Consider the following 18,533-nt stretch of genomic DNA (forward strand, 5'->3'; position numbering starts at 1 on the left):
GTCTATTAAACAACAGCATATGAGTCACCCTGATCAACATATCATCGAACGACTGCTTGAAAGGCACGAACTGGGTATCTGTACGCCAGAAGAACGTGCGATTCTGGAACGGTGGTATGCTGCTTTTCCCACTGAAGGGAGTGTTTTTGAAGATGAAGTAGAACGGCAAACCACGCGGGAATCGATGAAAGCAGGGCTCTTTGCTGCGATTGGCGCCTCTACAGAGGTGGCTGCCGATCCTGTTCCGGAGAAAAGGCCTGTCCGGCATTTGTATTGGCGTGCCGCTGCAGCGGTGTTAGTGCTGATAGCAGCCGGCGGACTGTTTTATCTCTTTAGCAGCAAACCAACACCGGTGACTTACACCCTGGTGACTGCACCAGCCGGAAATAGTATTTATCACCTGCAACTGCCGGATGGTTCTGCACTATGGCTGGAACCAGGTACCAGGCTGCGTTATGCTGATCAATTCGGGAAGCAGAGCCGGGATATTCAGATGGTGGATGGCATGGCTTATTTTACGGTCGCCAAAGGAGCGTCGCATCCTTTCACGGTCAGCACGCCTGCCGGTATACAGGCAAAAGTGCTGGGCACTGAATTCACGGTGAAGGCCTACGAAGGCGTGCCGTATGTAGCGGTCGCCGTGCGGGAGGGCGTCGTCCAGGTATCGGACAGCAATGCGGTGATAGGAACACTCAAAGCAGATCAGGAAATCGTTTATCAACTGGATGCCCATACGGCCACCCGTACCGATGGCCCGGTGAACGATTGGCGAAAAGGCAGCCTGACACTGCAGAACAGCAGCTTTACGGAAGTTGCCCGTATCCTGCAGAACCGTTACCAGGCAAAGGTAACCTTCGATACAGCGATGATGGCACCTTACCGTTTTAATCTGCAAATAAACGAACAGACCTCGCTGAAGGATGTGATGGAGATACTCAAAGCACTGAGTGGCATAACCTATACGCTCAGCAACGGCCAGGTAGCGGTTACCGGCATGCAACAATAATCATTTAACAACAGGGCTACACCCGATGAAAGTCGCCATGGATGCGACCAGGGATTGCCATGCTTTTTAAAAACGAAATAATGCGTCATTTTTTAATTGTCCTGTTACTCTTATGCGGATTGGCAGCTGCCAGCCAGCAACAAGCCATAAATGTCAGCATCAGTATTCCGGAAACCACCCTGGAAAACGCGCTGAAGTTATTACAGCAACAAACAGGGATACAAATATCTTACGAATATACCCGGGTGCGGGGAATAACCATTAAAGCACGTCATTATAAAGATGTATCACCGGAAATTATTTTAAAAGACCTGCTGAAAGGCACTACGTTGACGTTTAAGCGCCGGGGAGACCAGTTTATTATTGGTCCGGCGGTAAAAATGGACCGTACCCTGAGCGGCTTTGTGGAAGATGCCGTTTCCGGTGAAAGATTGATTGGCGCCTCTTTAGCGGTGCCGGAATACCAAACGGGAACCATTACCAATGCTTATGGATTTTACAGCCTCACCCTGCCGGGCGATTCCGTCAGGGTAGTGCTGTCCAGCATGGGCTATGAACGGTTGGATACCGTGGTGGCCATGCAACAAACAAAAAGTATCTCCTTTCGCCTGAAGACACTGAGCAGCCGGTTGGAGGAAGTAACTATCCGTGGAGTGAAGACAGAAAATATCGTCACCTCTTCCCAGATGAGCCATATCAATGTATCAGCAGCGCTCGTACGGGCTACGCCGCGTTTGCTGGGAGAAGCGGATCTGTTCAAAACCCTCCAGCTGTTGCCAGGTGTTAAACAAGGTTCGGATGCTACCAGTGCCCTGTTGGTTAGAGGGGGAACGCCGGATCAGAACCTCATCCTGCTCGATGGTGCTCCCTTATATAATCCTATGCACCTGATGGGTGTTTTTTCCACCTTCAATACCAGTATATTGAAAGATGTAACGCTTTATAAGGGCGCATTCCCCGCCCGTTATGGCGGCAGGTTGTCTTCTGTGGTGGACATCTCTACAAAAGATGGTGATATGCATAAAATGCACGGTGATTTTTCTGTTGGCCTGCTGTCTGCTCAAGCCATGGTCGAAGGTCCTATCAAAAAGGAAAAAACCACTTTTGTATTATCTGCCCGAAGGTCCTATCCGGATCTCTTCGCCCCAATATACCTGAATACGCAGGACGATGTACCGGATAAATTCGGCTTGCATTTCTACGATCTCAATGCAAAACTGCATCATAAGTTCTCGGATAAAGACAAATTGTATGTGGGGTTTTACGGTGGCCGCGACAAGTTTAGGACCCGGTACAAATATTTCGGAAAGGACTCCCAGGGTGATGAGGGCAATTATTACGTGACGAATACCAGTATGCAATGGGGAAACTATAGTGGTACTATCCGCTGGAATCACGTGTATTCGCCGAAGTTATTCTCCAACCTCATGGTACTGGGCAGCGACTACCGTTTTAAATCTGATTTTGATCAGCAGGGGGAGTCCAAAGGGGAGCGTTACTCCGATCAGCAAAAGCTCGTTTCCGGTATCAGTGACTACGGCGCCAGAATAGACTTTGATTATCTGCCCAGGCCCGGCCATGTTATCAAAGCCGGTGCTGCATATATGTTTCGCAACTTTACGCCGGGTGCATTAAGGACCAGGCAAACCGATAAAGACGCGGTAACGGTGGATTCCGTTAATAATAACCACGATATCCGCGCCACTGAAACAAACCTGTACGCAGAAGATGACTGGAACGTAACGCGGCAGCTGAAAATAAATGCCGGTTTGCATTTCAGTGCGTTTAAGGTAGAAGGACGTAACTATACCTCGTTGCAGCCCCGCATGAATGTCCGTTACCTGTTGCCGGGCGATTGGGCGTTGAAAGCCTCCTATTCACGAATGACGCAGTATATCCACCTGTTGGCTACCAACTCCATCACGTTGCCGGCAGATCTTTGGGTACCAGCTACCAATAAGATAAAACCGCAGGAAGCTGACCAGTTTGCATTGGGTATCGCTAAAAATTTTTTAGGTGGACAATTGGAGTTTTCTGCGGAAGGTTATTATAAGAAAATGCGCCATGTGATTGAATATAAGGAAGGCGCGGATTATCTCACCAGCAGCAAAGGAGATACCTGGCAAAGCCTGGTGGCTGCCGGTGAAGGGAAGTCCTACGGAATGGAGTTGTTCCTGCAAAAGAAAACAGGAAAGCTGACCGGCTGGATTGGTTATACGCTGGCCTGGACCTACCGTACAATACCTGAGGTGAATGATGGCCGGGAGTTTCCCTATAAATATGATCGCCGGCACGACCTGCATATCGTTGGTATTTACCAATTGCGCAAAGGGATTGAACTCTCTGCGTCCTGGACCTACCAAAGCGCTTCACCCTTCACGATTCCGGTATCGGTGTATGAAAAAGTCGTGGAGCCTCTGCGTGACGAGGGCTGGTTCTACTTCCCTTCCTCCCAACGTGTCGATGGACGCAATAATGTCCGCTTACTGGCATATCACCGGCTGGATCTCGGAATCAGTTTTATCCGGTATAAAAAGAATGGTCTGATACGTACGTGGAATGTCAGTGTACTCAACGCCTATAATCGCCTGAATCCCTTTTTCTATTACCTGGAAACAATTAATCCGATGGAGGTGCAGACTTCCATTACCTCGGTTAGCCTGATGCCTGTTCTACCGAGCGTTTCCTACAACCTGAAATTTTAAGAAATGAAAAAAGTATACATGCTGCTGATATGTAGCTGGTTAATAATGGCCTGTAAAAAACAAGTGCCCATACATTTCCCGGAAGAGGCAAGCCGGCCTGTATTGAGTCTGTTGATGGAAAAGGATAGCATATTGGTCGCGCGTCTGACACGTTCCGCCCGTGCGGTGTTCGCAAACAAGTTTCCTCAAATAACAGATGCAACTATACAGTTGTATGAAGATGGGCAATTCAGGGAAAACCTGACCATGTTCGAAAAGTACGAATACGTGTTTTATAAAAGTACTGTTAAGGTAAAGGCAGGCTCAACCTATCGTTTGGTGGCCAAAATACCAGGTTACGGCGATTTAGAGGGTAGCGATTATATACCTGCACCGGTGAATGTGGGGGAATTGAGCGTCAATCCAATACCTGGCAGTAAAGGGCACCAGTCCGGCGAGATAAAAGCCCGGATATCCGTACAAATACACGACAAAGGGGGAGAGCGGAACTACTACCGTATCCGGATATACATACCCTATTATTACAAGGATCCCGACGGGACCCTGTATACAGAAAAATACCCGACCTCCTTCACCACAGGCAATCCGCAGGATACCTGGTTCGATGCCAAACAAAGAGATCAGTTCTTTATAGAGGATGCCCTTTTTGACGGCGGCAGTCCGCGTTTTAACCTCGTGATAGACAGGTGGAATAAAGTAAATGAAGCGATAGTAGAGGTGACGGCCCTTACTGCTGATAGTTATAAATATCTGTACAGTACTGCTATGGCCGAAGAAAAAAATGATGACCCGTTATCGGAAAAAGTAGTTGTTTTCAACAATATTAAGAATGGCTATGGGATCGTTGGCGGAATGTTGCAACAACTATATTCCGTAAAGCCCTAAAGACGCTAACATGTACTTTCATCTCCCGGATATATTGTAACAGTTTTGTTTGGGAGCATGTAAAGACTACTTTCGAAAACCCGCCCGGAACTCTTTCCGGGCGGGCTTGTTTTATATAACGGTTACTTTTGAAAGATCAGCTACATGCAGACCTTTTAGTGCAGTATAAGTGAGTTTATCCATCGTTGATCCCTCAAAACGAATGGTCTTGAAATCAAGATGCGATCTGTTGGTCAGGGAAAAAGGAAGGGTAAAAGATACGTTCCTCAGGGTAGCGCCGCAGAAGGACACATCTTTCAGGGCAGACTTGTTGAACCACACACCGGCTAATGTTTGTCCTTCAAAGTTAAGTCCCCGCAAATCACAGTGATTAAAATCAACACCCTTAAAGATGCAATTATCAAAACGTGTTTTGCTGAGATCGGCTTTGATGAAATGGACCTCAACCAGCATTACGTCTGTAAACTTCGCACCGTGTCCGGACATGTGCAGCTTGGTACGTACCAGAATAGTTTCATGAAAACTGGCATCGGTGAGGTCTGTGATAGAAAATTCACAGTCTGTCAGATTAGCGCCGTCGAAATTGGCTCCCTGTGCATCCAGGATTTCAAATGAACTGCCGGTTAAGTCGGCGCCGGCAAAGTTGGCTTTGCGCAATGAGCTTGTCCTGAATTTTCCTTTATGTAAAGTAACACCGGCAAAGTCGTGTTCCTGCAGATTGGTAGCACGGAGGTCTATCTGCACCTGCCGTTCTGCGGAAGGCGCCGCCTCTTTTTCCGCTGGTGTAACCGGTACTTTCGCAGGTGTGATGGTTGTGGCCTCGTTATCCAAAAAATAATTAAGCTCTACACCCAGTGTTGCTGCCAGCCGGTTAAAGGTGGTGATATCGGGCATGGATTCTCCCCGTTCCCATTTCCCGACTGCCTGGGGGCTGATGAATAGTTGCTGACCAAGCTGTGCCTGGGACATCCTTTTCGCTTTCCGCGCTTGGGCAATTTTACCGCCGATGATCCTGGTATCCATATGAAGTATATTTTTATTTTTTGGATACTGCAAAGATATCCTGCTTCATCTTTGCCATCTGCCAAAAGAACGCAACCAATAGTTGTAAAGCCACTACTTATAGTTGGTTGCTTAGGGTGAAGGTATCTAAACTTATTGAAGTGTCCATATCAACCCGTTACAAAGTCGGTTTAGCCCTACCCCAAAGTTCACGATGGATAATACCTTCGCTAAGTAAGATTTCATCAAACAAAAAAATAAAACCATGACACAGGTAGCACATAAAGTGTTGACCACACAGGAAGTGGCAGCAAGGTTTCATGAACTGGCGCAACAGGAAAAATGGTTCGACATCCAGCAGGAGTTTTTTTCCGATGATGTGAAAAGCATTGATCCGCCGGGTTCTCCTTTTATGGGGTATGCAGAAGGTAAAGCAGCGGTACGTCAAAAAGGGGAGGAGTTTGTATCCCGCATTGAAGCGGTACACCGGGTATATACCAGCGCGCCGATTGTCACAGCCAATCACTTCGCGGTGGTAAGGGAAAAAGACCTGACCGTAAGGCCACATGGCCGGATTCAAATCAATGAAATCATGTTGTACGAAGTAAAAGACGGGCAGATTATTGCGGAACAGTTTTTCTACTAACACCAATTGATAACTTCCCCCGGGACTTCAGTCCCGGGTATCTCCCCATCATCGGGCCGATGGGGAGATAGGTGTGTTTGTTTATTGTCTGCTTAATACAGCCTTGGGTACAAATAGCGTTTCGCTGAAATCCGGGATATCCGGACAAATACCATTTTTCCATTTTTCAAGGGGAGATATTTCTCCGGCCGCTATCAGCGCCTCCAGTGGCCCCGTCAGTCCTGCATCCTTCAACATTTCAAACAAAGGCCGGTTGATTAATTCATGCGGAGATAAAAAGGATGTTTTTACCAGCCATACTAAACCGAATATCTCCGGCTGATTAAAATTCACCGCAAAACGGGTCGTCTGTTCCATGAAAATACGGGTAAAATCGAGCCCCCGCTGTGGTACGGAATATAAATGTTTAACCTCGGTGCTGCCGGAATCGGATACGGCATTCATCCACCAGGCCGGCGCTATTATCTGATGAGCGGTCGCCAGGAATTCTTTCGACAGGGCAGGCGTTATGCTTCCCCTGGCCTGCAATGTTTTCTGCAGTAAATCCGCCTGCATCACGGCAATAGACATGCCGGTACCATGAATAGGGTCGAAGCTGCAAAAAGCGTCCCCCATAGCGATAAGCCCTACGGGCCAGTCTCCCATCTTCTCATAATGCCGCAGCGTAACGTCTTTGATCCGGTAGCCTCTGGGCGCCTCCAGTGGGATAGCCTGTTGCAGGATATCGTTTAAAACAGGGATGTTCAGTTTTTGCAATTCCTTTTCAAAACCTTCGGTGTCTGTAGGCGGGTACAAACCGCCGATGTTTCCCAGGATAATTTCCATAGTAGCGTTTTCCATGAAAGTCACCACACAGGTTGGCGACTCCGGTTGCTCCGGATTTTCGATGTGTAGCAGGTTCCATGGGAAGGACCGGAAATGGGGCACCGTATAATGCCGCGTGCTGTATCCCAGCTGTGTATGCACCACTTCGGCTTCCGGAATCGTATAGCCGTGCCTGATAAGCCATTCATTCAGCCTGGAGTAAAAGCCGGTAGCCACTACCACCAGATCTGCCGCTATCGGGAAAGCCCCGTTTCCTTTGGTAACCGCTACGCCTGTACAGTTATTGAACTGGTCGATGATCAGATCATTGACAGTGGTGGCGGGCATGATTTTTATGTTCCTGTTTTTTAAAACACGTTGCCGGATATGCCACTCCAGGAACGGCCGGCTGCAGGCTGCGTCATTACCGGGATCGGACAGGGTCAGCTCCCCGAAAGGATAAAAAAAACAGATGTTTTTTCCCAGAGAACCGGGAGCGCCGTTTTGCAGCAGTTCGTTGTTGAGTCCCGGAAACAGCTGTTCCAGGATCATCCGTCCCCTGGGGGTCAGGTGATGGGGATGATAGGCCTGCGGTGTGCCTGGCCTGGTTTCCGGTGTGGCGGGTAAAGTGTCCCGTTCAATAATGGTTACTTCCTGGCAGTAGTCTGATAATACATGCGCTGCTGTGAGTCCGGCGATACCGCCACCGATGATGACCGCTTTTTTCATATGGATCATTTTTTAGGTAAAGCTCCATTTTCGGTTTCCATCGCCGTGGTACCAGCGGGATTAAATTTTATACCAGCCGGATTTTGTGAGAACGGTGCTGGTATAGTAGCGGCTAACAGGTAAATTTGTTACCGGTAATCGTATGCTCATGGACAATACAAAGTTTATCTGCAGTAATAATCCCGATGATCTTTTCCTCAACAGCCTGGTAGGGGCGGAGTTTCAATCCAGGGAGTTTATAGAGAAGAAGTTCAGCTTTTCTGCGCCCGCACTGGAAGCCAATGTGCGCAACACATGGTTCGATGGGATACGCATCGGGTATTCGGAATGGGAATTTAAAAAAGACCAGGACTTCAGCTGGACAGGCGATCTTGAACTGGTGACCCTTTATTTTAACCTCCGGGGAAAAGTGAGCACCGATACATCGGTGTATGGGTATGACTTTACATTTGGCAACTATCAGCATAACGTGTCCTATGCACCACGAAGCGGCGGGTTGATTAAAAGCCACGACGGAAAGCTGGTCAATTTTATGGTACAGTTCCAGACAACTAAATTCCTGGAGCTGATCAATGACTTTGGGCCTGCCTTGCAGCAATTTGGTGAATCTGTGAGCAAAGGCATTCCCTGCCGGCTGTCGCCGGAGAATATGTATATCAATGCCGCTTTGTTAGGGGTGATCAATAGTATTCTGCATTGCCCGTTTGAAGGCGGTATGCGGAAAATAATGTTGTATGCCCGGTGCCTGGAACTATTGGTATTGCAAACCGATGCCAGCCAAAAGCTGCAGCACGCCGGTAGCACCATCCTGAAAACGGATCATGATAAGGAATGTGTATTATATGCCAGGGAATATTTACTAGAACACATGGACAATCCGCCTACATTGCCCGAATTGGCGAGACTGTCAGGAATCAATGAGTTTAAACTGAAGAATGGATTTAAGCAGTTGTTTGGCAACACGGTATTTGGTTACCTGGCAGATCAGCGGCTGGAGCTGGCAGCCAACCAGATGGCCGATAATTCCCAGAGCATCAGCAGCATCGCGTTAAAAGCAGGTTATTCGTCTGTGCAGCATTTTAATAAAGCCTTCCGGAAAAAATTCGGTGCGCCGCCGGGAAAACTGCGGAAATACTAGTACTTTACGATTAAACAGTACTCATCTTGAGCCTCGATACATTATATGAAAGCCTTTGCCTGCGCAAGCGGCCTGAAGATATCGCCGTCCTGATCAGGGATGAGACAGGCGCGCATCTTTCTTCAGCAGAATTGGCATTATTGGATAAAGCAGCGTCGCTCGCGCTGCGCAACCAGGTATGGCAGTATACTTCCATGCTGGAATCATTTGCGGCTGTAGTGGGCGCGGAGCAACAGATTAATACGGCCATTCAGTTGTTTAAGGTAGACCATCCGAACGGTGCTGTTACAGACCCGCAGGTAGTAGATACATTTTTAGCAACGGTGAGTCCGTTGATACATAAAAATCCTGGTTTCAGCAGTTATAAAACAGACCGGTTAAACCGCGAGGCGCGGGCCGCCGCAGGGCTGGACCTCTCCAAACGCCGGTACAATAAGTTGTTCCGTTGTTTGCGTCATTTGGAAAAGAAACTGCGTACCATGATCAGTCAGGCGGAAAAAAGCAGGTTTCAGCGTATTGGTAAACATGCGTTTGCGGAAGATATTTCCCGGGAAGATTTTATGGCAGATACCCACAGTGCCTGTTTTATCGCCTACTATACTGCCCGTTGTAACCTGCGCAGCGAATTTACGATAGACGGGCAACAACGTCCTTACGATGAAATTGCGGATATGTTGTTGCAACGTTGTCTGCTTCATCCCGAAACGGCCAACTGGTGGGCTATTGCCCAGGTGTATGTTGCCCCGCATGTACTGGATAAACTGACGGCGGAACAACAGGGCTTTTTACTCGGTAAATGGACTACCTTATTGCAACAAATAGCTACGCTTTTGGAAAATCTCTGGACCACCAACGAGTTTAACCAGATGACCATGGTGGTAAAGCGGGGTAATGATTCTTCTACCTGGAATAATACCGCCGCTGCCTGGAACAAGGCCCGTGATAGCTGGATAAACCTGCACTACGCCCTGGGAATGGACTTTATGCTGGATGAGATATGTTTTGGAAAAGCAATGCGGCTGATAGCCGGTGATGTGGCGGCCTGGCACCATGCCATGGGTAATAACGGCGATAAAAACCTGTTGGTATGGAATCAGCTGCCCTTACCCTGGGAGGTATTGTCAGGAAAAACTACGTGTAACCGTGAGCGTGTGGCGGCTGCTTGCAGGAAAGTGGGGCTGGACCCACAGCAATCCGGCTGGCTGGCGCCCAGAAAACATCAGGCAGTGCCTTTTCGTGCTACGCCGGAATTGGTGCATGGTGTTACCATTACAAATCCCTATCTTGCTAAAATATTAAAACAACACAAATACTTTTCAGGAAAAATAACTGAATAATATTAACGGAGTAGTTCAGTGGCAGAACGTCCGGCACTTCATCCGGATGGACGCAGGTTCGAGCCCTGCCTCCGTTTACTTTTAAACAAAGGTTGCTTCCTGAGCAGCCTTTTGTATTTTATATAGAATAAATTATATCTTGTTCTGATAAAACAAATAACCCTCTATGAAAAAGTTCTGTTTAACCTATGGCCTCTTATTAGGCAGTGTCCTGTCATTGTCTGTTCAAGCGCAAAATTTAAACCCTCCTGTGGGTATTGGTACCACTACTCCTAATCCTGATTTTTCCCTGCATGTAGTAGGCAAGTCCCGGTTCGATGGCACTGCTCATTTTGGAGACTGGTATGATCCTAGTGTTTATGGAAAAGGTATCCAGATTTCAAGGCCTCCCGATCAGGGGGACAATCAATTCCATCTTTCTTTTATCCGCGCAGGGATAAGTGTTGCGGGGATTGGATTTTTGAGAAACAGCAGCGTGCTCGCTATTCAGAATACAGGTGATAATGCCCAAACAAACGGCATTTTCCTGGATAGCGAAGGCCGCACAGGAATTGGTGTGCGTAATCCCGACCAGAAGTTGCTGGTAGCCGGAAATATTGCCGTAGCCAATGTGGGCGACAAAATTGGTGTGGGCATGCATGATCAAATGGTCTATGACGGTCAAAACCAACCACATTATGGTATGCAGTGGACGCTCGATAGCTGGGCCGCCAACGAAGGTCCTACTTATTGGTTAAGCGGATACGGTGGCATGAAGTTTTTCACCGGTGGCGCGCCACAAATGGCGATCACCCGCAACGGCAATGTCGGTATCGGCAATATTGCCCGCAGTAATCCATATAAACTCGCTGTAGAAGGCACCATCGCTGCCAGAAGGGTAAAAGTAACGCAGGAAACCTGGGCCGACTTTGTGTTTGATTCGTCCTATGTGTTGCCTTCATTGAAGGAGGTAGAACACTTTACTAAGCTCAAAGGGCATCTTCCCGGTATTCCTGCTGCTACCGAAATCGCGGAGCAAGGCCTGGATCTGGGAGATATGCAGTTACGTCACATGCAGAAGATCGAAGAGCTGACGCTCTATTTAATTCAGCAGCAACAGCAACTGGAAACACAACAAACCAAAATGACAGCACAGGAAGATTTGATTATCCGTTTGCAACAGCAACTAAAAGACCAGGAAAAGCGTTTGCAGGCCCTGGAAAAGAAATAAGCTATCATCAGTTTATACAAAGACGTTATCCCGCAGGATAACGTCTTTTTGTATCTTGCAGGCTGATGGATAAATAGCATAAAACATGGATTTTGGCGCTAACTGGCAACAATATGATCAATTGGACCTGGCCCTGCCGCCTGATGGCTGGCCTGCCGCTTCAGTCTTAAAAGGCGCGCCGGCCGATAGTGTGCTGAGAATAGGCACGTCAGGCTGGAGCCGGAAAGAGTACCCCGGTACGCTGTATCCTAAAGGAACCAAAGATATGCTGGCCACCTACAGCCAGCTGTTCAACTGCGTAGAACTGAACGCTACCCATTACAAGATTTACAGTCCCGATGATATCCGTAAATGGGCGGAAAAAGTAAAAGGACGGGATTTTCGTTTCTGTCCGAAAGTACCGCAGTCTATCAGTCATCATAGTACTTTGTTGAATGCCGCTACGGAAACAGCCGCTTTTCTGGAAGGAATAAGAGCGTTTGAAACCCAGCTGGGACCGGTATTCCTGCAACTGAGCGAACACTTCTCTCCGGTACGTAAACTCAACCTGTATAAATACCTGGAGCAGTTACCCCAGGATATCCGCTTTTATGTGGAAGTACGGCATCCTGATTGGTTTGGCAACGCTGCCGAAAGGGAAACATTTTTCCGTACCCTGCATCAATTGGGTATCGGGGTAGTGATGACGGATACGCCCGACAGACGGGATTGCCTGCATATGACGCACACGATCCCGCACCTGTTCCTGCGTTTTGTTACCAAGGGCGGGCATCCGCTGGATGTAACCCGGTTACATGCCTGGAAGGAGAGGATCGATACCTGGAAAGAGCAGGGATTGCAGGATATTTATTTTTTCCTGCATGTGCATCAGGGGCAATATGAGGCGGACTTTTACCAGACGGTGAGAACGGTTTTTGGACTGGCCGGACAGCCGGCACAGCCGCAACAGCAGCAGATGTCGCTGTTTTAAGGCGCCGGAGATTATAACGTTCGGATAACATTTCCGCTGCCGGAAAAGTGCGAACTTACAGCATCACTAATACCCCAAAGTTATGCGTACCCTATTAAAAGTCATTATGGATGTGACAGCCGGTAATGAAGCCATTAAGAATAACCGGCTTCCTGAAATTATCAAAGCTACCATCGAAAAAATCAAACCTGAAGCGGCATTTTTTCTTGCAGAAGAAGGTTGCCGTACCGGTTATTTTGTATTTGATATGAAAGATCCTGCTGAGATTCCCGGGATAGCAGAACCATTTTTTATGGAGCTGAAAGCTAAACTGAGTTTCCAGCCAGTAATGAACCCGGAAGATTTGAAAAAGGGACTGGCGGCTGCCATCAAATGATGACGATTTTCTGCGGAGAAAATATAAAAATAGCCGGTGTGACATAAAATTACACTGGCTATTTTCGTCAGACCGTAAATTCAACTTCTCTTCAAAATGTTTTTTATGGCCCTGTACGTCCCGTTTTTATGATATTACTGTGTCAATACATAATATACTAACACCTAATTTTGCGGCGTAATCGAATCATTAGCCGCAAAAAAAATGACCAACAGCACTGTTAAACGCATCAAAGAGCGGAATATCGGTATCGGCACCTTCCTCGCTTTTGCCATGATACCCATGTCAGGCTTCGCTACTGACATTTACATTCCCTCGCTGCCAGGTATGACCCACTCCCTCGGCATCTCAGATAGCCAGGCTCAGTTAACACTCAGCCTGTTCCTGATCAGCTATGGCCTTTCGCAACTTTTTATCGGTGGTCTGCTCGACAGCTTCGGCCGGTATAGGATTGCCCTGGTGTCCATGTTCCTCTTTTGTATGTCCTGCGTTGTTATCGCCAATACCCATAGCGTATACGTCGTATATGCCATGAGGATAGTTCATGGTATTACCATCGCAGCTATGGTGGTGGCTAAACGCGCCTTTTTCGTAGACCTCTTCGCCGGCGAAAAACTAAAACATTATCTGAGCTTTTTTACCATCATATGGTCTACAGGGCCTATCGTGGCGCCTTTCATTGGAGGATACCTGGAAGAAAGTTTCGGTTGGGAATCCAACTTTTATTTCCTGGGTGGTTTTGCAGCACTGCTGTTTATACTCGAATTATTTTTCAGCGGGGAAACCATCAAACAAACTGTTCCCTTCCATCCTGCCAGAATAGTAGCGGTATATTACGAAATGATACGCACCAGCAGCTTTACGCTGGGTATCGGCATGTTGGGACTGGCTTATTCTATGGTGATGATTTATAACATGTCTGGTCCGTTTATCATTGAACATCATTTTAACCTGTCACCCGTGATCACCGGTTATTGTTCCCTCTTCCTGGGATTTGCCTGGATGGTAGGAGGTTTCGTAGGCAAGGGTTTAATCAGCAAGCCCTTTGTCCGGAAAATGAATATCAATGTGCTGCTGCAGCTGGTATTCGCAGTGGCGCTGTGGGGAACTTCCCTGATATTTAACCAGCTATGGCCTATCCTCGTATTTGCCTTCCTGGTGCATGTGGGAGCAGGATTCACGTATAACAACTATTTCACCTACTGCCTGCAACGATTTCCCAAAAATGCGGGTATCGCCGGAGGGCTTACCGGTGGTACGGTGTATATCATCGTATCTATGCTCAGCGCCGGTATCACCTATGTGTTGCCCGCTAAAGACGGTCAGAACCTTTCTTTCAGCTACATAGTGCTCATTGTGGCCAGCGGGCTGACGATGTACCGGGTATTGACAGTGAACAGAAAAGAAGAAGCTGCTTTACGACAGGGGACAGCGGGTGTGGTTTAAAGCGCTTTAAATTGGGAGACGTTGACACCCGTATACATTTTAAAAAACCGGCTGAAATGGGCGGGACTTTCAAAACCAAGTTCATAGGCGACTTCCTTGGCGGTTTTATCCGTATAAAGCAGGTGACGCTTCGCCTCCAGGACGATCCTTTGTTGGATCAGCCTGGAGGGAGCGGGCTGCTCGAGCAACGCAAAAATGTTACTCAGTGTTTTAGGCGATTTGTTTAATGCTTCTGCATAATACTTCACGCTGTGCTCTTTTTTGTAGGAACATTCCAGCAGCAGGGAGAATTTCCGGACGATATCCATTCTTTCATCAGAAAATCGCTGATAACTTTCACACTGCTGTTTGGCAGTACGCGTGGTTTTAATGATCAGGTGTTTGAGCAGCGTGCGTAACATTTCGCCCTGGAAATTATCTTTGGACCGGCATTCGGCCATGAACATTTTCTCCAGGCATTGTATTTCTCTTTTTTCTGTTTGATTTAGTTTGATGAACATAGGATGTTTGATTCCGTAAAACAGGAATCCCACACAACCTACTTCGGTATCATGATCCACGATGCAGTAAAACTCCCGGTTAAACTGCCAGGCAACCAGGTTTTGCGGCTTTTCAAAAACAAAATGCTGAGCGGATACCAAGGGTAATATGGAATCTTCCGGCATTATATACGACAATCCATCTATGGTCACCTGCTGTCTTTTACCTTTGTTGCAGACAAAAGTATTGATAGGCACCGTGGGCTGATGCAGCCCCGCTCCTTTAAAGTGCTGATTGTTCACATGCATCGTGAATCGCGCCAATGTTGATTTTTCTTCGTATTCGTTCACCATTTTCTAAAAGATGACCTGCTATTGCATCGTTACCTTCATGATGCCGGAAATGGCAGGCAGGGTAGTAAATGCGTTGGGATTGGGTACCTCCTCGATATTTTTGCTGTCCGGCTGTGGCGTGCCGCCCATGTTTACCTGGTTAACACCCGCTCCGGGGAATTGATTCAGTGCTGTTCCATTATCAAAAAGCCCGATGGTACCGGAAATATCTCCTTTCTGCATGGCATCGGCCCCATTGCCTTTTGAGGCGAAAAACCAATCATTCGATAATCCATACATGGTAGCAATAGCTACTCTGTCTCCTGAAGTTACACTCAATTGTTGAGAAACCTTACTACCCGCCTGATTACCGATTTTAGGCAACAGTACCGTACTACCGGACGCTGCTAGTATATACACGTTTTTAACACCCTGAACGGTTTTCAGGTAGGCCGCCAAATCGCTGGCATCACCGGTTTGTGCGAGCTTTTTTAATCCTTTGCCGGCATCCATCTGCCCGGTTTTATAAATAGGATTGTCAATACCATTGTACACCACCACCAATACAGGCGATAACGGTGTGAAGATGCCGGTTTGTCCGCTGATGTAGTTGCCCAATACGCTGTTATCACCCATTTCGGCCAGGTTAGTTAACCCGTTGGCACTGGGTTTGGTAGGGTCGTACAGGGGAGTGGGAGAGAGCAGGTTGCCGCCGGCGATATAGGATACTGCCCATACGCCCGGACTAAATGGCGTTGGATTGGTAGTGTTCCCGGAGGTATTCGTAATGGTCAGGGTGAAAATGGAATTGCCATTATAATGGAGGGAGGCCTTCATCAGGGATGGTGCCGGCGCATAGGTATTCCCCTGGCTATCGGTTCCATTTACCTCCGTTACATTTTTGGGTGTACTTTCAGCGGTCCCCGGATGTGCTACCATTGCGCCAGGGGATTGATTGATCCGGGTACCGTTGTCCCATAGTTTAATCTGACCGGATACATCGCCTTCAACCGGTGTACCATCATCCTTAAAAACCTTGATACCCGGATTGGCTGGTGCAAAGAAAAGGTCGTTAGACCATCCATACATGGTAGCAAAAGAAACGGCTTGCCCCTTTCCGGCGGAAAACTGAATGGAGATAGACTCTCCGGGCATAACAACCGGCGAGGCGCCGCCGTTCTTAAACAGCCCGGATTCTACCAGTGGCCGGGAGTCCAGTACATTTTCTATCGTTATTGTCGCGGAAGATGGCATGTTCATATCACCATCGTCTTTGCTGCATGCGGACAAGAACAGGGAAATACCTGCCAGGGCTGCCCATCCCGGATATTTGTTTTTCATACTTGTGTCAATTAAGGATGAAAACAAAGATAAAGGTCGATGCAGGGCGTTTCGGTATCTATATTTCCCTCAGACTTGACGAATTTTCCCGAATATATGTGAAAATCGAGCTGATCAGTCAGCCATGGGATTGGCTTTTAGATTGGTAACCAGGTTCACGTGCTGAATATGCTGATCCCTGAAAGTGGCCAGTAGTTTTTTAACATGCTGGTAAGGGGCTTCATTATCGGCTTTTACACAGTATTTCAGGGAACGAAGCTGCTCATGCTGTGCGGAGGTGGCATATTCCAGCCATACGGCTACCTCATTGGCAGTACTGTCGGTAGGAATGCCGGTTTCGATGGCATGCCCTTTCCGCTGACCGGCGCTCATGGCCAGATAGTTTTTCAGGTGTTTCAGTTCTGTGCCAATACTGGTACCGATTACAAAATTGTATTTCTCTCCGGCAGTGAGGCCCAGCTTAAACTGCTTGTCCAACGCATCGATGAGCTGTTGCCGTTTGGGTTGCCCGTCCATATCAAAGAATACCCTGCCTTTTTTATCCATCGTGAAGAGTATCACATCTGAATCAGGCAATAGCTGGGTATTGATGGAGGAGGGTGTTACCACCGCTACGGGTTCGGCTGGTTTGAAACGGGTAGCCAGCATAAAAAAAGTGAGGAGCAGGAACACCATGTCTGTCATGGCTGTCATATCTACGAGCGTGCTCTTGCGGGTAACTTTTGACCTTGGCATAAGTGGATCTTTTAGCAACAAAATTCCGCTGAATGCCAATGGTAAGAAAGGTACGTTTACGCCTTTTTATGATACTTTTACGCCTCCAGTAACGCCGCTTTTCTGTAGGCGGCAGGGGTAAGGTCCGCATGTTTGCGGAAATATTTGATAAAGTTGGATACCTGTAGAAATCCTAATTCAAAAGAAATTTCACTGGTGGTTTTACTGCTGTATATCAGTAACCGCCGGGCTTCCAGCATCACTTTCTCATCAATTACCTGTTTGGGCGATTTGTCCAGCAGTGCGGTAGTGGCGGCATGTAACCGTTTTTCGGTGAGATGTAGTCGTGCTGCATAAGCAGCTACTGATTTAACGGAGCGATAGTCCCGGTCCAGTAACTGCCGGAAGGCGTTCAATTGCTGACTGTCTTTGCTGATAACCGCCGGTGCAACGGTATCCTTTAATTTTCGTTCTGCGGCAATAATGAAATGCTGGAGCAGGTTACGTGTTACAATGCGGGAAGTGGCACCGTTTTCCGGCGCATTTTCCAGTTCCAGCATCGTTACCAGCATGGGAAATACTTTGTCTTCAGCAGTTACTTTGATATATTGTAATGGCTGAAGCCTATTGAACAAGGGACTGTTGTTTAAGAAATCAGCATCATCCGGCGTAACACAGAAAAACTGTTCAGTAAAGCAGATAGCGGTACCGTCATACTGTTCGTCCATCAGTATATGTACACGGTCTTTACCGATAAACAGGATGGTGTCTTTAGTGATGGCTATCTCTTCCTGGTCTACCTGTATCCGGGTGGCCGTATTGTGGAACCAGAACATCATATAGGCATCCGTCCTTAACGCATTGTGTAACCAGTCACGGTTTTGTTTTACAAAAGGCGCCATCGGCTGTATCCGGAACTCGGTATTTTCCACATCGGCGAGGTGAAGTGATTGGATGTTTTTTTGTTGTTTGGTGATCCGTTTTTTCATGTTGATAAATTTCGGTGCTACACTTTTTTCATCTTCCATATACCAGCTCCGCCTCCGATAAAGGCGCCTTCAGCTGTCTCGAGTATTTCTCCCAAATGCTCCCATTCCCCGAAAAATGTTTCCTGTAATGGGTTGTAATAGCCGCTATAGGAAATCTCAGGTGTAGTAACGGGTGCTGAATATTCTTTGACGAAACTAATGAACTGATCGTCTATATAACCTTTGATCGTTGTCGGTGAAGAGGGTTTATCGTCCAAATCGGTACATGTTCCTTCAAATTCTTCGTTGCCGGTATCGTGCAGCTCCAGTTCAAACATTACCCTGGTTCCGAAGTAGTGATCACTGTAACCTTCTCCGTAGACATAGAAGCCGCGCCATTTACCGGCGATAGAAAACTGGGACATAGGGATTTTTATTTGCTGT

Annotated in this window: 17 protein-coding genes and 1 tRNA gene; 11 read left to right on the forward strand and 7 right to left on the reverse strand. The window is 47.5% G+C overall.

The window, feature by feature from the left end; translation table 11 throughout:
- The first annotated feature begins 19 nt into the window (after nucleotides 1-19).
- From ICL07_RS31455 to ICL07_RS31465, 3 genes are all read left to right on the forward strand, one after another.
- Nucleotides 20-1,006 (forward strand): FecR family protein, encoded by a 987-nt coding sequence (locus ICL07_RS31455; RefSeq protein ID WP_188092032.1) that lies wholly within the window; start codon nucleotides 20-22, stop codon nucleotides 1,004-1,006.
- A gap of 80 nt (nucleotides 1,007-1,086) precedes the next feature.
- Nucleotides 1,087-3,711 carry a TonB-dependent receptor gene (locus ICL07_RS31460; RefSeq protein WP_188092033.1) on the forward strand — a complete coding sequence of 875 codons (2,625 nt, stop codon included), beginning with the start codon at nucleotides 1,087-1,089 and terminating at the stop codon, nucleotides 3,709-3,711.
- Between the two features lie 3 nt (nucleotides 3,712-3,714).
- Complete coding sequence (locus ICL07_RS31465; RefSeq protein ID WP_188092034.1) at nucleotides 3,715-4,596, forward strand: DUF4249 domain-containing protein; 882 nt, start codon at nucleotides 3,715-3,717, stop codon at nucleotides 4,594-4,596.
- Between the two features lie 111 nt (nucleotides 4,597-4,707).
- Here the strand turns inward: ICL07_RS31465 and ICL07_RS31470 are convergent, their stop codons facing one another.
- Nucleotides 4,708-5,619 carry a pentapeptide repeat-containing protein gene (locus ICL07_RS31470; protein ID WP_188092035.1) on the reverse strand — a complete coding sequence of 304 codons (912 nt, stop codon included), beginning with the start codon at nucleotides 5,617-5,619 and terminating at the stop codon, nucleotides 4,708-4,710.
- A gap of 244 nt (nucleotides 5,620-5,863) precedes the next feature.
- Here ICL07_RS31470 and ICL07_RS31475 point away from each other — a divergent pair, with 244 nt between their 5' ends.
- A complete protein-coding gene (locus tag ICL07_RS31475; RefSeq protein ID WP_188092036.1) occupies nucleotides 5,864-6,244 on the forward strand; it encodes a SnoaL-like domain-containing protein in 381 nt (126 codons plus the stop codon).
- Between the two features lie 81 nt (nucleotides 6,245-6,325).
- Here the strand turns inward: ICL07_RS31475 and ICL07_RS31480 are convergent, their stop codons facing one another.
- Entirely contained in the window at nucleotides 6,326-7,777 is a 1,452-nt protein-coding gene (locus ICL07_RS31480) for an FAD-dependent oxidoreductase (protein ID WP_188092037.1), read from the reverse strand.
- 148 nt (nucleotides 7,778-7,925) lie between these two features.
- Between ICL07_RS31480 and ICL07_RS31485 the strand changes: the two genes are divergently transcribed.
- From ICL07_RS31485 to ICL07_RS31515, 7 genes are all read left to right on the forward strand, one after another.
- Nucleotides 7,926-8,915 (forward strand): helix-turn-helix domain-containing protein, encoded by a 990-nt coding sequence (locus ICL07_RS31485; RefSeq protein ID WP_188092038.1) that lies wholly within the window; start codon nucleotides 7,926-7,928, stop codon nucleotides 8,913-8,915.
- Nucleotides 8,916-8,941: 26 nt separating this feature from the next.
- Nucleotides 8,942-10,252, forward strand: a complete 1,311-nt coding sequence (locus tag ICL07_RS31490; RefSeq protein ID WP_223152158.1) for a hypothetical protein — start codon at nucleotides 8,942-8,944, stop codon at nucleotides 10,250-10,252.
- A 4-nt stretch (nucleotides 10,253-10,256) separates the two neighbouring features.
- Nucleotides 10,257-10,329, forward strand: a tRNA-Lys gene (locus ICL07_RS31495).
- An 89-nt stretch (nucleotides 10,330-10,418) separates the two neighbouring features.
- Nucleotides 10,419-11,462, forward strand: coding sequence for a hypothetical protein (locus ICL07_RS31500; RefSeq protein WP_188092039.1), 1,044 nt, complete (start codon nucleotides 10,419-10,421; stop codon nucleotides 11,460-11,462).
- Between the two features lie 85 nt (nucleotides 11,463-11,547).
- A complete protein-coding gene (locus ICL07_RS31505; RefSeq protein WP_188092040.1) occupies nucleotides 11,548-12,432 on the forward strand; it encodes a DUF72 domain-containing protein in 885 nt (294 codons plus the stop codon).
- Nucleotides 12,433-12,514: 82 nt separating this feature from the next.
- Nucleotides 12,515-12,808, forward strand: a complete 294-nt coding sequence (locus tag ICL07_RS31510; protein ID WP_188092041.1) for a hypothetical protein — start codon at nucleotides 12,515-12,517, stop codon at nucleotides 12,806-12,808.
- A gap of 204 nt (nucleotides 12,809-13,012) precedes the next feature.
- Nucleotides 13,013-14,254: an MFS transporter gene (locus tag ICL07_RS31515; protein WP_188092042.1), complete on the forward strand. Its 1,242-nt coding sequence runs from the start codon at nucleotides 13,013-13,015 to the stop codon at nucleotides 14,252-14,254.
- Here the strand turns inward: ICL07_RS31515 and ICL07_RS31520 are convergent.
- The 5 genes from ICL07_RS31520 to ICL07_RS31540 form a co-directional block, all read right to left on the reverse strand.
- On the reverse strand, nucleotides 14,251-15,087 hold the full coding sequence (locus ICL07_RS31520; protein WP_188092043.1) for a helix-turn-helix domain-containing protein: 837 nt from the start codon (nucleotides 15,085-15,087) through the stop codon (nucleotides 14,251-14,253). The two genes, ICL07_RS31515 and ICL07_RS31520, sit on opposite strands and share 4 nt — an antisense overlap.
- An 18-nt stretch (nucleotides 15,088-15,105) precedes the next feature.
- Nucleotides 15,106-16,407, reverse strand: coding sequence for a spondin domain-containing protein (locus ICL07_RS31525; RefSeq protein WP_188092044.1), 1,302 nt, complete (start codon nucleotides 16,405-16,407; stop codon nucleotides 15,106-15,108).
- 114 nt (nucleotides 16,408-16,521) lie between these two features.
- Nucleotides 16,522-17,142 carry an ExbD/TolR family protein gene (locus ICL07_RS31530; protein WP_188092045.1) on the reverse strand — a complete coding sequence of 207 codons (621 nt, stop codon included), beginning with the start codon at nucleotides 17,140-17,142 and terminating at the stop codon, nucleotides 16,522-16,524.
- Between the two features lie 77 nt (nucleotides 17,143-17,219).
- Nucleotides 17,220-18,110 carry a helix-turn-helix domain-containing protein gene (locus tag ICL07_RS31535; RefSeq protein WP_188092046.1) on the reverse strand — a complete coding sequence of 297 codons (891 nt, stop codon included), beginning with the start codon at nucleotides 18,108-18,110 and terminating at the stop codon, nucleotides 17,220-17,222.
- Between the two features lie 17 nt (nucleotides 18,111-18,127).
- Nucleotides 18,128-18,514: a hypothetical protein gene (locus ICL07_RS31540; RefSeq protein ID WP_188092047.1), complete on the reverse strand. Its 387-nt coding sequence runs from the start codon at nucleotides 18,512-18,514 to the stop codon at nucleotides 18,128-18,130.
- Between the last annotated feature and the right edge of the window lie 19 nt (nucleotides 18,515-18,533).

Origin of the sequence: Chitinophaga qingshengii (genome assembly GCF_014529935.1) — a bacterium.
GTDB classification, from domain to species: Bacteria; Bacteroidota; Bacteroidia; order Chitinophagales; family Chitinophagaceae; genus Chitinophaga; species Chitinophaga qingshengii.